Annotated in this window: 13 protein-coding genes; 2 read left to right on the forward strand and 11 right to left on the reverse strand. The window is 68.6% G+C overall.

Annotation, left to right across the window (positions count from 1 at the left end; genetic code table 11):
• Window positions 1-6: 6 nt before the first annotated feature.
• The 6 genes from ISN38_RS02925 to efp all read right to left on the reverse strand — a co-directional run bounded on the left by ISN38_RS02925 (window position 7) and on the right by efp (window position 4,969).
• Window positions 7-711 (reverse strand): isoprenoid biosynthesis enzyme family protein, encoded by a 705-nt coding sequence (locus ISN38_RS02925; protein ID WP_047324778.1) that lies wholly within the window; start codon window positions 709-711, stop codon window positions 7-9.
• A 21-nt stretch (window positions 712-732) separates the two neighbouring features.
• Window positions 733-1,443 carry a phosphoglycolate phosphatase gene (locus ISN38_RS02930; RefSeq protein ID WP_058358592.1) on the reverse strand — a complete coding sequence of 237 codons (711 nt, stop codon included), beginning with the start codon at window positions 1,441-1,443 and terminating at the stop codon, window positions 733-735.
• Window positions 1,433-2,170 carry a bifunctional 2-polyprenyl-6-hydroxyphenol methylase/3-demethylubiquinol 3-O-methyltransferase UbiG gene (gene ubiG, locus ISN38_RS02935; protein ID WP_058361195.1) on the reverse strand — a complete coding sequence of 246 codons (738 nt, stop codon included), beginning with the start codon at window positions 2,168-2,170 and terminating at the stop codon, window positions 1,433-1,435. Before ubiG ends, ISN38_RS02930 begins: the two co-directional genes overlap by 11 nt.
• A 52-nt stretch (window positions 2,171-2,222) precedes the next feature.
• On the reverse strand, window positions 2,223-3,557 hold the full coding sequence (locus ISN38_RS02940; RefSeq protein WP_003466099.1) for a TRZ/ATZ family hydrolase: 1,335 nt from the start codon (window positions 3,555-3,557) through the stop codon (window positions 2,223-2,225).
• Between the two features lie 25 nt (window positions 3,558-3,582).
• The gene (locus tag ISN38_RS02945) at window positions 3,583-4,230 is read right to left on the reverse strand and encodes a TMEM175 family protein (RefSeq protein WP_003466098.1); all 648 of its coding nucleotides are present in this window, start codon (window positions 4,228-4,230) and stop codon (window positions 3,583-3,585) included.
• Between the two features lie 172 nt (window positions 4,231-4,402).
• Window positions 4,403-4,969, reverse strand: a complete 567-nt coding sequence (gene efp, locus ISN38_RS02950; RefSeq protein WP_003466096.1) for an elongation factor P — start codon at window positions 4,967-4,969, stop codon at window positions 4,403-4,405.
• Between the two features lie 100 nt (window positions 4,970-5,069).
• Between efp and epmB the strand changes: the two genes are divergently transcribed.
• Complete coding sequence (gene epmB, locus ISN38_RS02955; RefSeq protein ID WP_003466095.1) at window positions 5,070-6,101, forward strand: EF-P beta-lysylation protein EpmB; 1,032 nt, start codon at window positions 5,070-5,072, stop codon at window positions 6,099-6,101.
• Between the two features lie 183 nt (window positions 6,102-6,284).
• Here the strand turns inward: epmB and ISN38_RS02960 are convergent, their stop codons facing one another.
• The 3 genes from ISN38_RS02960 to ISN38_RS02970 all read right to left on the reverse strand — a co-directional run bounded on the left by ISN38_RS02960 (window position 6,285) and on the right by ISN38_RS02970 (window position 10,302).
• Entirely contained in the window at window positions 6,285-8,429 is a 2,145-nt protein-coding gene (locus ISN38_RS02960) for a putative bifunctional diguanylate cyclase/phosphodiesterase (RefSeq protein ID WP_003466093.1), read from the reverse strand.
• The gene (locus ISN38_RS02965; protein WP_003466090.1) at window positions 8,426-9,316 is read right to left on the reverse strand and encodes a phosphate/phosphite/phosphonate ABC transporter substrate-binding protein; all 891 of its coding nucleotides are present in this window, start codon (window positions 9,314-9,316) and stop codon (window positions 8,426-8,428) included. The genes ISN38_RS02960 and ISN38_RS02965 overlap by 4 nt, the downstream gene beginning before the upstream one ends.
• A 227-nt stretch (window positions 9,317-9,543) precedes the next feature.
• Window positions 9,544-10,302 (reverse strand): RNA methyltransferase, encoded by a 759-nt coding sequence (locus tag ISN38_RS02970; protein ID WP_003466077.1) that lies wholly within the window; start codon window positions 10,300-10,302, stop codon window positions 9,544-9,546.
• A 115-nt stretch (window positions 10,303-10,417) separates the two neighbouring features.
• Here ISN38_RS02970 and ISN38_RS02975 point away from each other — a divergent pair, with 115 nt between their 5' ends.
• Entirely contained in the window at window positions 10,418-11,245 is an 828-nt protein-coding gene (locus ISN38_RS02975; RefSeq protein WP_003466074.1) for an inositol monophosphatase family protein, read from the forward strand.
• A gap of 228 nt (window positions 11,246-11,473) precedes the next feature.
• Here the strand turns inward: ISN38_RS02975 and secF are convergent, their stop codons facing one another.
• Both secF and secD read right to left on the reverse strand, forming a co-directional pair.
• On the reverse strand, window positions 11,474-12,439 hold the full coding sequence (secF, locus tag ISN38_RS02980; RefSeq protein WP_003466071.1) for a protein translocase subunit SecF: 966 nt from the start codon (window positions 12,437-12,439) through the stop codon (window positions 11,474-11,476).
• A gap of 95 nt (window positions 12,440-12,534) precedes the next feature.
• Entirely contained in the window at window positions 12,535-14,379 is a 1,845-nt protein-coding gene (secD, locus tag ISN38_RS02985; protein ID WP_206712058.1) for a protein translocase subunit SecD, read from the reverse strand.
• Window positions 14,380-14,385 lie beyond the last annotated feature (6 nt).

The following is a 14,385-nucleotide window of genomic DNA, read 5'->3' on the forward strand; positions in this document are numbered from 1 at the left end:
TGGCGCTCAGCCCAGGCCGGCCCACCAGGCGCGCCACAGCGTGGCCATCTGGCTCGGCGGCTTGCGCGCGGCGCGGGCCTGCTGCGCGATCCGCGCACGCGCCAGCGCCGCCAGGATGCGCCGCGGCCGTGGCCCGTGCACGCGCCGCGGCCAGCGTTGCAGCAAGGCCTGCGCCCAGCGCTGCTGTGCCTGCGCCGCGTCGCCGCCACCGCGCAGCGACAACGGCACCGCGGCGATGCCGGCGTCGGCCAGGCGCTGCGCCAGCACCTGCGTGGCCAGCGCCGCCGCCGCGTCGCGCTGGCCCTCGAACACCGCGCATTCGACCTGCGCCGCGGCCAGCGCGAACGCCTCCAGGCGCGCGTAGGCATGCGCCGGATCGGCCGCGGCCGCACGCGAGGCGAGCAGCCCCGGCAAGGCCTCGGCCAGCGCCGCCCAGGGCGCGGCGACCGGCTCCAGCACCCGCCCCAGCGGATGCCGCGAGCGCTGCGCGGCCCAGCTGCGCAATTCCTCGCCCCACCACGCCAGCTTGGCGTCGGCCGGCAGCGGATCGCCGGCGATGTTGAGGATGTCGTCGAATTCCTGCAGCAGCGCGAACCAGGCCACCGCACGCGTGCGCTGCGGCGCCGGCACGAAGGTCTCGGCCACCGTCCATTCCGGCCAGCGGCTGCGCCATTTGTCGAGGAAGGCATCCAGGGCGGAGGTACTGCTCATGCGATCGGAACGTCCGGAAGGTCAGGGAAGCTGCGGCGCGCCGGGCCAGGCGCGCGCATCGAGCAAGTCGGCCGGCGCGGCGACCAGCGCATCGGCGTGCCAGGCCAGCGGATCGTCGCCCTCCAGGCGATATCCCCACAACACCGCCACCGAGGCCATGCCGGCGGCGCGCGCGGCGAGGATGTCGCGCTCGTCGTCGCCGACGTAGACGATCCGCTCCGGCGCCACGCCCAGCCGCTGCGCCGCCACCTGCAACGGCAACGGATGCGGCTTGCGCTCGGCCAGCGTGTCGCCGCCGATCAGCACCGCGCAACGCCGTTCACAGCCCAGTTGCGGCAGGATCAGCCGCGCCAGGTATTCGGGCTTGTTGGTGACGATGCCCCACACGCAGCCTGCATCCTCCAGCCGCTGCAGCAATGCCGCGATACCGTCGAACAACTGCGAATGCCGGCCGATCAGCGTTTCGTACTGGCGCAGGAAATCGGGAATCAACGCATCGTGCGCGGCGGCCGGCAGCTCGGGAAACGCGACGCCCAACATCGCCCGCGAGCCCTTGGACACCACCGGGCGCAGTTGCTCCAGGGTCAGCGCATCACGCCCGCGTTCGGCCAGCAGCGCATTGGCCGCGGCCAGCAGGTCCGGCGCGCTGTCCAGCAGCGTGCCGTCCAGGTCGAACAGCACCGCGCGCGGAAATCCGCCGCACGCCGGCGGTGCCGATTCGCTACTGCCCATTCCCGCTTCCTGGCTTCAGCGCACACGCCAGGTAATTCACCTCGGTGCGCGTGGACAGCCGCGCGCGGTTGCGCCATGGCTCGTAGAGCATGCCGCTGACGTCGTGCAACTGCAGCTCGGCCTGACGCAGCCACGCCGCCAGCTCGGCCGGCTTGATGAAATCCTGGTAGCGGTGGGTGCCGGTGGGCAGCAGCCGCGCCACGTACTCGGCACCGACGATGGCCAGCGCAAACGCGGCCGGGGTGCGGTTGAGCGTGGACAGGAACAGCTGGCCGCCGGGCTTGAGCAGGCGCGCGCAGGCGCGCACGATCGCCGCCGGATCGGGGACGTGTTCGAGCATCTCCATGCAGGTGATCGCATCGAAGCTGCCCGGGCGCTCGGCGGCCAGGTCCTCGACCGATTGCACGCGGTAATCGACCTCCACCCCGGACTCGAGCTGGTGCAGCCGCGCCACCTTGACCAGTTCCGGGGCCAGGTCGATCGCGGTGACCTGCGCGCCCTCCTTGGCCAGCGCCTCGCTGAGCAGGCCACCGCCGCAGCCTACGTCGAGCACGCTGGTGCCGCGCAGCGACAGGCGCTCGGCGACGTAGCGCAGGCGCACCGGGTTAAGCGCGTGCAGCGGTTTCTGCGGGCCGTCGGCGTCCCACCAGCGGGTAGCCAGGGCGCCGAACTTGTCCAGTTCGGCCTGATCGAAGTTGGCGGAGGCGTTGGCAGTGGAAGCGTTCATGGCGGCATCTCGGTTGGGCCGCGCGCGGATCGCGGCACGGCAGGAAAGCAGATCAAGCGTGCACGCTGCGGATGCGTTCGCGCCACTGCCGCGCGTTGGCGACCAGCGCGTCCGTATCCATGTCCACCAGCACGCGCTGTTCGAGCTTGCGCTGGCCGGCGATCCACACGTCGCTGACCTGCTGCCGGCCGGCCGCGTACACCAGCTGCGACAGCACGTTGTGCAGCGGCTGGGTCTCCAGCGCCGACAGGTCCACGCAGATCAGGTCGGCCTGCTTGCCGACCTCGATCGAACCGATCTTCTCGCCGAAGCCCAGCGCGCGCGCGCCGCCCAGCGTGGCCGCGCGCAGCGTGGTCGCCGCATCCAGCGCGGTGGCGTCGTTGGCCACCGCCTTGGCCAGGATCGCCGCGGTGCGGTTCTCGCTGAACATGTCCAGGTCGTTGTTGCTGGCGCAGCCGTCGGTGCCGATCGCCAGGTTCACGCCCGCACGCTGCAGCGCGCAGGCCGGGCAGAAGCCGGAGGCGAGCTTGAGATTGGATTCGGGGCAATGCACCACGCTGACCCCGCGCTCGGCGCACAGGTGGATCTCCGCGTCGGTGAGCTGGGTCATGTGCACTGCGATCAGGCGATCGTTGACCAGTCCGAGCCGGTCCAGCCGCGCCAGCGGGCGCTGGCCGTACTGCTTGAGCGAGTCGGCGATTTCCTGCGCGGTCTCGTGGGTGTGCAGGTGCACCGGCACGTCGAGCTGGTCGGACAGCATCCGCACCCGCTCGAAGTTGGCGTCGTTGACCGTGTACGGCGCGTGCGGGGCGAAGGCGATGCCGATCAGCGGATCGTTGCGCCACTGGTCGTGCACCTCGCAGGCGCGTTCGAAGTATTCGTCGGAGGTCTTGGCCCAGGCGGTCGGGAAATCGATGATCACCGTGCCCACGCGCGCGCGGAAACCGTGCTGCTTGTACACCGCGGCCTGCACGTCGGAGAAGAAGTAGTTCTCGTTGGCGCAGGTGGTGCCGCCGCGCAGCATCTCGGCGATCGCCAACGCGGTGCCGTCGGCGACGAACTCCGGGCCGATCACCGCGGTCTCCACCGGCCAGATGTGCTGCTGCAACCACACCATCAGCGGCAGGTCGTCGGCGATGCCGCGCAACAGCGTCATTGGGTTGTGGGTGTGCGCGTTGACCAGGCCCGGCAGCAGCGCCGCGTCCGGGCGCGACACGGTGCGCGCGGCGGCGAAACGCGCTTGCGCCTCGGCGCGCGGCAACACCGCGACGATCTCGCTGCCGCGCACCGCCACCGCGTGGTCTTCCAGCACCACCGCATGCGGTTCGATCGGGACCACGTAACCGGCTTCGATCAGCAGGTCGCAGGATTCGGGAATGGAGGTCATCGCAAGCGCTCTGGAAAAGGAAAGATCAGGTTGCCGCCTGGGCCTGGTCGATGCGCCGCTGGTACACGCGCATCACCCCCCACTGCAGCACGAACACGGCCACGAAGCCCAGCCGCCCAAGCAGCGGCGCAACCATCGCCAGCGGAATGCACAGCGCGAACACCACCGGCGCGACCGCCACGCGCAGCGTCATCGCTCGCGCCTGCAGCGCGCCCAGCCGCTGCACCAGGCCTTCCTTGCGCACCGCGTAGGCATGCATCAGGTAGGCGGCCGCACCGATCGCGGCCAGATGCGCGCAATACACCGCGAACGCCTCGTGGCTGCCGAAATAGTCCGAATACAGTGCGGTGGAAAACGGCAGCAGGCCGATCAGCAACAGTTGCAGCACGTTGAGCCAGATCAGCCGTTCGTCGAACTGGCGGGTGTGCCGGCACAGCTGCAGATGCGACTTCCAGAACAGCGCGGTGACCAGGAAGCTGACCGCGAACCCGATGAACAGCGGCAGCATGTGCCGCAACGCGGCCAGGATGCCGCCGGCGGCCTCGACCTGGGCATGCCCCGGCACCTTGATCTCCACCGCCAGCAAGGTGATGGCGATAGCGAACACCGCACCGCTGAAGAACACGACCCGGTCGTGCGGGTACTTGGCATCGGCGCTGGCGGCGTGGCTCATGGTCGCGGGAATTCCTGGAAACGGATCGGCCGCGATCGCCGCACGGCGATTCGGCATTGCATCGGCGTGGCGGCCGCACGCGGCGAACCCGTGCGACCTGCTGCCGTTCAGCGCAGCCGCTGCCGGCTGCCAGCGGGCGGCCAGGTGCCGCCCGGCCGCGCCGGCCGTGGGCTTACTTGACGCGCGAGAAATACTCGCCCGAGCGCGTATCGACCTTGATGATTTCGTCCTGGCCGACGAACAGCGGCACCCGCACCACGGCACCGGTTTCCAGCGTGGCCGGCTTGCCGCCGCCGCCGGAGGTGTCGCCGCGCACGCCCGGGTCGGTCTCGACGATCTTCAGTTCGACGAAGTTCGGCGGGGTGACCTGGATCGGGGTGCCGTTCCACAGCGTCACCACGCAATCCTCTTCGCCCTTGATCCACTTGGCGGCGTCGCCGACGCCGGTCTTGTCGGCCTGCACCTGCTCGAAGGTCTCCTGCTGCATGAAGTGCCAGTACTCGCCGTCGGTGTACAGGTACTGCATGTTGGTATCGACCACGTCGGCCGCTTCCAGGCTGTCGGTCGCCTTCATGGTCAGTTCGACCACGCGCCCGGACTTGATGAAGCGGTACTTGATGCGGGTGAAGGCCTGGCCCTTGCCCGGCTTGACGTATTCGGTATCGGTGATGATCGCGGGCTCGCTGTTGACCAGGATCTTCATCCCGTTCTTGACGTCGTTCATGCCGTAGCTGGCCATCTGAAACTCCTCGGGTAAGGCAAACCCGCCGCGTTCGGCGGCCGGCCGGATAGAATGGAAAGCCCCGCCGCACCGGCGGGCACTCGTTTTATGACCGCATATGATAACCGCAGCCCACCGCCCGATGCAGCCGTCCCCGTCCCCCGCCGTCCTGACTGCACCGCGCTGGCAGCAGCTGTGGCGCGATGCCGTGCGCGACCCGCGCGAGTTGCTGGCGTTGCTGGGGCTTGATGCGCAGGCGCTCGGCGTCTCCGAACAGGCTGCGACGCAGTTCGCGCTGCGCGTGCCGCGCGGCTTCGTGGCGCGCATGCGCCATGGCGACCCGCACGATCCGCTGCTGCGCCAGGTGCTGCCGATCGGCGCCGAACTGCGCCGGGTGCCGGGCTTCGCGCTGGACGCGGTGGGCGACGCGGCGGCCAAGAAGGCCGACGGGGTGATCCAGAAATACCGCGGCCGGGCGCTGCTGGTCGCCACCGGCAGCTGCGCGGTGCACTGCCGCTATTGTTTCCGCCGCCACTTCCCGTATGCCGAGGAAACCGCCGCACGCGACGGCTGGCGCGAGGCGGTGGCGGCGATCGCCGCCGACCCGGACATCGACGAGGTGATCCTGTCCGGCGGCGACCCGCTGTCGCTGGCCACCTCCAAGCTGGTCGAGCTGACCGAGGCGCTCGCGGACATTCCGCATCTCAAACGCCTGCGCATCCATAGCCGCTTGCCGGTGGTACTGCCCGAGCGCGTCGATGCGCCGCTGCTTGCCTGGCTGCGCGCACTGCCGTGGCCGGTGGCGTTCGTGATCCACGCCAACCACGCCAACGAATTCGACGCCAGCGTGGATGCCGCGCTGGCGCAGCTGCGTGGCAGCGGAGCGCACCTGCTGAATCAGGCGGTACTGCTGCGCGGGGTCAACGACAGCGTCGCCGCGCTGGCCGCGCTGAGCGAGCGCAGCTTCGCCGCCGGCGTGCTGCCGTACTACCTGCACCAGTTGGATCGGGTCGAGGGCGTAGCCCATTTCGAAGTGGACGACGCCACCGCGCGCGCGCTGCACCAGGCCTTGGCCGCCCGGCTGTCCGGGTATCTGGTGCCGAATCTGGTGCGTGAGATTGCTGGCGATACGGGGAAGCGGGCGCTGTAGGTTTTGTCGGGACTCGGGACCGGGGACCCGGAACAGCGAAAGCCGGAACGCCGGGAACGATGGCGACACCCCATTCCCCTGGCCTTCACCGAATAAAAAGCCGCCATCCGCGCGGCCATTTTTCATTCGGGATCTTGCAGCACGGTGAACCCCGCTCTTCCGAGTCCCGGTCCCGGTCCCGAACTAGACTTGACCGCGCGGCATGCCCTCGCTGGCCAGCAGCTGGCGGAATTCGGCGGCACTGAGCGGGTGGCTGAGCCAGAAGCCCTGCCCCAGTTCGCAGCCGCGCTCGCGCAGCAGTTCGAACTGCACTTCCTGCTCGATGCCCTCGGCGACCACGGTGATGCCCAGCGAATGCGCCATCGCGATGATCGCGGTGGTCAGCGCCAGGTCGTCGGGGTCGCGCTGCAGGTCGGCGACGAAGCTCTTGTCGATCTTGACCCCGTCCACCGGCACCTGGCGCAGGTGGCTCAGGCCGGAGAAGCCGGTGCCGAAGTCGTCCAGCCATACCTTGACCCCGGTGCGGTGCAGTCGCGCCAGCATGCTCGCGGCCTTCAGCTCGTCGCCGATCACCGCGGTCTCGGTCAGCTCCAGGTGCAGCTGCGCCGCCGGCAGCCCGGATTCGCGCAGGCAGTCGGCGACGATTTCCGGCAGGTCGCCGCTGCGCAGCTGCCGCGGCGACACGTTGACCGACACGAACAGGTCGCAACTGCCGTCGAAGCGCTGCCAGTGCGTGGCCTCCAGGCAGGCCGCACGCAGCACCTTGGAGCCGATACTCTCGATCAGCCCGCTCTGCTCGGCCACGTCGATGAACACCGTCGGCGAGATCGTGCCCAGCGCCGGGTGCTGCCAGCGCAGCAGCACCTCCACACCGACCATGCGCCGGTCCACGGTGCGGAAGATCGGCTGGTACACCAGCTTCAGTTCGTCGCGGTCCCAGGCGCCGCGCAACTCGTGCTCCATGTGCAAGCGCCGTTCCACCGCGTAGTCCATCGCGCGGCTGTAGAAACGGTGACAGTTCTTGCCGGCCAGCTTGGCCTGGTACATCGCGATGTCGCCGTTCTTCAGCAGCGCCGACGCGTCCTCGGCATCGCCGGGGTAGACGGTGATGCCGATCGAGGTACCCATGAACACTTCACGGTCCTGGATCCGCAGCGGCTCACGCAGTTCCTGCACCAGACGCTCGGCCAGGCCGGTGGCGGCTTGCACCGCATGCTCGTCCTCGACCAGGATCACGAATTCGTCGCCGCCGAAGCGAGCCAGCAACGCGTCGTGCCCGCCCAACTGTTCCACCGCTAGCTGGATGCGCCGCGCGAACTGCAGCAGCGCCTCGTCGCCGGCCTCGTGGCCGAGGGTGTCGTTGATCCGCTTGAAGTCGTCGATGTCGGCGAACAACAGCGCCAGGCGCCGGTGCGAGGCGCGCGCGGACAGCATGCGGTGGTCCAGCGCCTCGCGGAACGCGAGCCGGTTGGTCAGCCCGGTCAAGGCGTCGGTGTAGGCCATGTGGCGCACGTCGCGGTCGTGGCGCGCGATCGCCTCGCTCATGCGCACGAATGCGCGCAGCAGTTCGCTGACCTCGTCGTGGCGACCGCTGTCGCGGCGCTCCACGACGTAGTCGCCGGCCTCGATCTGGCGCGCGGCCGCGGCCAGCCAGCGCACCGGCGCCACCAGCGTGCGCTGCACGTAGATCGCCACCATCACCGCGGTCAGCGCCAGCGCCGCCAGCAGCAGCAGCAGCCAGCCGAGGTGGCGCTTGCCCAACGCGCCCAGGCGTTCGTCCAGGTTCTCGCCGGCCTTGCGCTCGTAGACCAACGCCCGCGTCCAGGACATGCCCACGCGTACCCCACCCACGCGCTGGTCGCCGATCATGATCGGCATCGACACATCCAGGATCTCGTCGGACTCCTGCGCCAGCAGGCCATTGGCCTTGATCGCCGCATCGGCCATCGGGCCGCGCATGCGCTGGCCGTAGCCGGGCAGATCGTCGCTGCCGTCGTGGATCAGGCGCCCGTCGGCGTCGTACACCAGCACGTAGGCCACCGCCACGTAACCCAGCGCCGCGCGCACCTGGGTGCCGATCGCGTCCAGGTCGGAGTAGTACACGGGATTGGCCAGCGAATCGGACAGCTGCCGTGCCAGGGTTTCGCCGCGGGTGCGCATGCTACGGTCGAACAGGCCATGGATCACGTTGCCGCTGAGCGTGCGCACCTCGTTGTGCATCGCCGCCTGCCGCTCCAGCATCAACGCCAGGATCGCCAGGATCAGCAACGCGGCCACGCCCATCGCCAGCAGGAACCTGGCCTGCAGTCCGAAGCGCAGCCTCTTCATTCCACTTCCAGCTTGACCTGCGCAACGCCGGCACGCAGCTGATCCAGCCGCTTCTGCGAGGCCCGATCGACCGGGTAGAAGCCGGAGGTGCCGAAGAACTTGTGCAGCGCGGCGCTGCCCTGCGGGTCGTCGGCGGCTTCCAGCAACACCTCGCGCAGACGCGCCTCCACCGGCGAGGCCAGGTCGCCGCGGACCATCTCCACCGCACGCGGGAACGGCTCGGTACGGTAGATCACTCTAAAATCGCGGCGTAACGTGGGCGGCACGCGGCGGTCGTCGTCCCAGTCCAGGTTGCTCAGCGCGCCGGCGTCCACCAAGTGCTTGTGCACGTAGGAGGCGATGTTGAGCTCGGAGCGCGCGAACACGTAGCCAACCGTGTTCGCCGAGGCCTGATCCTTCGGCGAGAGCAGTATCTCCGGGTGCAGGTCGTGTTCGAACAGGGTCATCATCGGCACCAGGTAGGCGCTGGTGGACAAGGTGCTCTGCAGCGCCAGGGTCCGTCCCTGCAGGTCGCACAGGGTGTGCAGCGGACCGTCGCGGCGCACGAAGAACACGGTGTGGTACTCGCGCACCCCGCCACGCTCGGTCAGCAGCAACGGCCGCACCCCGCCGCGCTGTTGCAGCGCCATCGCGGTAGCCGCGGTTTCGGTGATCCAGTCGACCCGGCCGCGGCGCAGGTAGCTGCTCATCTGCTGGCTGTCGCGCGCCATCAGGATCTGCCCGGAGGTGATGCCGACATCGCGCATGCGCGGCACCACGTAATCCAGCAATGGTTTCAGTTGCTCGTAATGGGCCTTGGGGTTGTCGCTGATGCGGCCCAGCACCAACACCGACGGGCGCGCGTGCACCACCGAGGGCCAGCAGATCGCCAGCGCCAGCCACACCATGACGACACGCCACCGCGAACTTTGCAAACCACATTCCCCATGTAGACTCCATAAGCCTAGCCGAAAGCGTCAGCTGGCGACAGCTGTGAAGGCGGGGACTCGGGACTGGGGACTCGGGGCGCCCATGGCGCGGCAAGGAAGCGAACGTGCCGTGCACCACAGCAAGCGACCAGCTACCAAAGACTAGGGCTCCTGCTTAGCCGAGTCCCGGATCCCGAGTCCCGAAACTAACTACGCGCCTGTCCGGCCAGCCGCGCCATGCGCTGCGCATCGGACAGGATCCCGCGCAGCAGCCGCACTTCCTGCTCGCTCAGCGCGTTGCGCAGGAACAGCCGGCGCAGCTTGCGCATCGCCGAATCCGGCGCGCGGCCCTTGTGGAAGTCGATATCGTCCAGGGTGTCGGCCAACTGCCCGAACAGGCCTTCCAGCTGCGCATGGCTGGCCGCGGCCTCGCGAAAACCGGGTTCCGGCGCCACTGGCGCGGTGCCCGCGCCGCGCAAGTGCGCCAGGCGCAGCTCATAGGCCAGCACCTGCACCGCAGCGGCCAGGTTGAGCGAGCTAAACGCGGGATCGGAAGGAATGTGCACCGCCGCGTGGCACAGCTGCAGTTCCTCGTTGGTCAGGCCGGTGCGCTCGCGGCCGAACACCAGCGCCACCTCGGCCTGCGCGGCGGCGGTCACCAGGCGCTGCGCGCCGTCCACCGGCAGCAGCTCTTCCAGCGACACCCGCCGGCTGCGCGCGGTGCAGCCGAGCACCAACTGACAATCGGCCACCGCCTCGGCCAGGGTGGCCAGCACCGGCGCCTGCTGCAGTAGGTCCTCGGCGCCGGCCGAGCGCCGGTAGGCGTCCTCGTCGAGCGCGCGCTCCGGCGCCACCAGCACCAGCCGCGCCTGGCCCATGGTCTTCATCGCCCGCGCCGCCGCGCCGATGTTGCCGGGATGCTGGGTACCGACCAGAACGAAGCGGATGCGGGCAGAAGCGGTCATGGCAGGAAGATGCGGAGCGAACGGGGCGTAGATGGTAAACTGCGCGGCCGGCCTTCGCGCCGGACTGTTCTTTTCCTCCGCCAGATCCTTCTCCGCCCTCTCGGGAGCCGTTGCCATGCAAAAACCCGCCGTCACCGTCATGGTCAAGGCCGCCCGCCTCGCCGGCAATGTGCTGCTGCGCCATATCAACCGGCTGGAAGCGCTGAACGTGGTGCAGAAGGACCGCATGGACTACGCCAGCGAAGTCGATGCCGACGCGGAGAAAGTGATCGTCAAGGAACTGCGCCGCGCCTATCCCGATTACGGGGTGATGGGCGAGGAAGGCGGCGTGCAGGGCGGCGGCCGCTACATGTGGGTGATCGATCCGCTCGACGGCACCAGCAACTACCTGCGCGGCTTCCCGCACTACTGCGTGTCGATCGCGCTGGTCGAGAACGGCGAGCCGATCGACGCGGTGATCTTCGATCCGCTGCGCAACGAGCTGTTCACCGCCAGCCGCGGCAACGGCGCGGTACTCAATGACCGCCGCATCCGCGTCAGCGAGCGCAAGGACCTGAGCGGGGCGATGGTCAACACCGGCTTCGCCCCGCGCGAGCGCAAGCGCACCAGCGCCCAGCTCAAGTGCGTGGACGCACTGATGGTGCAGGCCGAGGACATCCGCCGCACCGGCTCGGCCGCGCTGGACCTGGCCTACGTGGCCTGCGGCCGCACCGACGCCTACTTCGAGGCGGGGGTGAAGGCCTGGGACATCGCCGCCGGCGTGCTGCTGGTGCGCGAGGCCGGCGGCCGCATCACCGACTTCAAGGGCGCCACCCCGGGCCGCATCGACGACCGCGGCGTCCCGCAGTACCAGATCGTGGCCGGCAACATCAAGGTCAGCGACGCGCTGCAGAAGCTGATCATCAACACCGGGTATGCGGCGGAGTTCGACGCGAAGTTTTGATTGAGGAGCCGGGACTCGGGACCCGGAAGAACATGAGCCTAGAGCGCGATTGCGACACGTATCCGCCGACAGCCGTTCGAAACAAAAAAGCCGCGCAGATGCGCGGCTTTTTTTGCACTGATTCCCGCCGCAGCGAGAAGCGCTTTTACTGGTCCCTGGTCCCTGGCCCCCGGTCCCGGCTCTTCCGAGTCCCGAGTCCCCAGTCCCCAGTCCCCAGTCCCGGCCCCCTCAGGGCCTCCGCGCCAACGCCTCCACATCCCTGGTCTTGGGCAGCAGGTCCTGCTTGGTCACCTGGAACGGGCCGATCGACAGCAACGGCACCGCCACGATCACCGAGGACACCACCACGATGACCGCGCCGATCATGTGGGTCAGGGCCAGGCCTTCCATCGAGGTGCCGCCGTACAGGTACAGCGCCAGCGCCGACAGGAAGAACATCACCGCGGTGATCACGGTGCGCGACAGGGTCTGGTTGATCGAGCGGTTCAGCACTTCCACCGGTTCCACGCGCAGGCTGCGGAAGTTCTCGCGCACGCGGTCGAACACCACGATGATGTCGTTGATCGCAAAACCCATCACCGACAGCATGCCGGCCAGCACGGTCAGGTCGAATTCGCGGCCGGTGAGCGAAATGTAGGCCACCGTCACCAGCAGGTCGAACAGCGCGGTCAGGCTGGCCACCACCGCGAACTTCCACTCGAAGCGAAACGCGATGTAGATCAGGAAGCCGACCAGCATGAACAGCGTCGCGTACACGCCGTTCAGCGCCAGGTCCTTGCCGACCTGCGGGCCGACGAATTCGCCCGGCTTCACCGTCGCCGGATTTTCCGCCGTGGTCACCGCCTTGCGCACCTGCTCGGCGAGGTTCTTGGTCAGGTCTTCGTTGTTGTGCTCGCCCTGCGGCTGCAGGCGGATCACGATCGCGTTGCCGCTGCCGACGTTCTGCACCTGCGCGTTCTCGAAGCCGGCCGTGGCCAGCTGCTCGCGCACGTGGTCGATGTCCACCGGCTTCTGGAAGCTGGTCTGCACCAGCGCACCGCCGGTGAACTCCAGCGCGTAGTTGAAGCCCTTGCCGAAGATCACCCCGAGCGAGGCCACCGCCAGCACCAGCATCAGCACCAGGGTCGGACGCCGCCAACGCATGAAGTCGATCTTGGTGTCGTTCGGGATCAGATGGAGCGGGAAAATTTTCATGGAGACGTGCTCTTCAATTTTTTAAACGCCGCACAGGGATGTGCAGGCTTTGGCGAGGGACTCGCATGTGTACGGGATATTGCGAGGGACTCGCATCAGATAGCGACGGACTTGAGCTTCTTGCGGCGGCTGTAGATCAGCGTCGCCAGCGCGCGCGACACGGTGATCGCGGTGAACATCGAGGCGAAGATGCCGATGATCATGGTCAGCGCGAAGCCCTTCAGCGGCCCGGTCCCGAACGCGTACAGGGCCACGCCGACGATCAGGCCGGTGAGGTTGGCGTCGAGAATGGTACCGCCCGCCTTCTCGTAACCGGCGGCGATCGCCGATTTCGGCGGTACGCCCAGCCGCAGCTCCTCGCGGATACGCTCGTTGATCAGCACGTTGGCGTCCACCGACAGGCCGACCGATAAGGCCAGGCCGGCGAAGCCGGGCAAGGTCATGGTGGCGCCGAACAGCGACATCACCGAGACCACGATCAGCAGGTTCATCAGCAGCGCCACCGAGGTGATCGCGCCGAACATGCGGTAGTACACGCCGAAGAACACCAGGGTGAACAGGAACGCATAGACCACCGCGGTGACGCCGCGCTCGACGTTCTCCGCGCCCAGGCTCGGGCCGATCACGTATTCCTCGACAAAATCCATCGGCGCGGCCAGCGAACCGGCGCGCAGCAGCTTGGCCAGGTTCTCGGCCTCGACCTTCTCCAGGCCGGTGGTCTGGAAGTTCTTGCCGAACACGCCGGCGATGCGGGTCGGCGCCAGCGCCTCTTCCTTGACCCGCACGCTGCGCACTTCCTTGCCGTCGACCATGCTCACGGTCGGGATGCGCTCGGTGTAGACCACCGACATCAGCTTGCCGGTGTTGGCGCTGGTGTAGTCGAACATGCGCTGGCCGGCGACGTTGTTGAGGGTCACCGACACCGCCGGCAGCCCGTTCTGGTCGTTGCTGACCACCGCGCCGACCATCTGGTCGCCGGACACCAGCACGCGCTTGTTCAGCAGCACCGGGGCGCCGCTGTCGCGCAGGCGGAACACCTTGGCCTCCGGCGGGATGTTGCCGGTGCGCACCGCATCCTCGGCATTGCCTTCGACCACGCCGCGGAACTCCAGCGTGGCGGTGGCGCCGATCATGCGCTTGGCCTCGGCAGTGTCCTGCACGCCGGGCAGCTCGACCACGATGCGGTCCTCGCCCTGGCGCTGGATGATCGGCTCGGCCACGCCCAGCTGGTTGACGCGGTTGCGCAGCGTGGTCAGGTTCTGTTCGATCGCGCCGGCGGCGATCTGCTTGAGCTCGGCGTCGGGCACGCTGACCGCGATGGCCTGCCCGGACACGGCATAGCTCAGCGTCGGCTGCGCCTTGGCCAGCGCGGCACGCGCGGCGTCTGCGTCGGCGCCCTCGCCCAGGCCGACCTGGATGCTGTTGTCGGCACGGCGCTCGACCGAACGGTAGGCGATGCGGTTGTCGCGCAGGGTGGTGCGGATGTCCTCGGCGAAAGCATCCAGGCGCTTGTCCAGCGCCGCCTTCTGGTCCACCTGCAGCGCGAAGTGCACCCCGCCCACCAGGTCCAGGCCCAGCACCATCGGCTTGCCGCCGATCGCCGACAGCCACTGCGGCACGGTCGAGGCCAGGTTCAGCGCCACCGTGTAGTTCTCGCCCACCTGCTGGCGCAGGATGTCGTTGGCGCGGGTCTGCGCCTGCAGGCTCGGCAGGCGCACCATCAGGCTATCGCCCTGCCTGGCCACCGACTTGGGGGTGATCCCGGCCGCCTTGAGGTCGGCGCTGACCCGCTCGCGCAGGGCCTCGTCGAGCTGGCCGCCGCGGCTGGCGGTGATCTGTACCGAAGGGTCCTTCTGGTAGACGTTGGGCAGCGCGTACAACGCGCTGAACGCCAGCACGGTCAGGATGAGGAAATACTTCCAGCGCGGAAACTCGAGCATTGCAGG

Source organism: Xanthomonas translucens pv. undulosa (assembly GCF_017301775.1).
In the GTDB taxonomy this organism is placed as follows: Bacteria; Pseudomonadota; Gammaproteobacteria; order Xanthomonadales; family Xanthomonadaceae; genus Xanthomonas_A; species Xanthomonas_A translucens.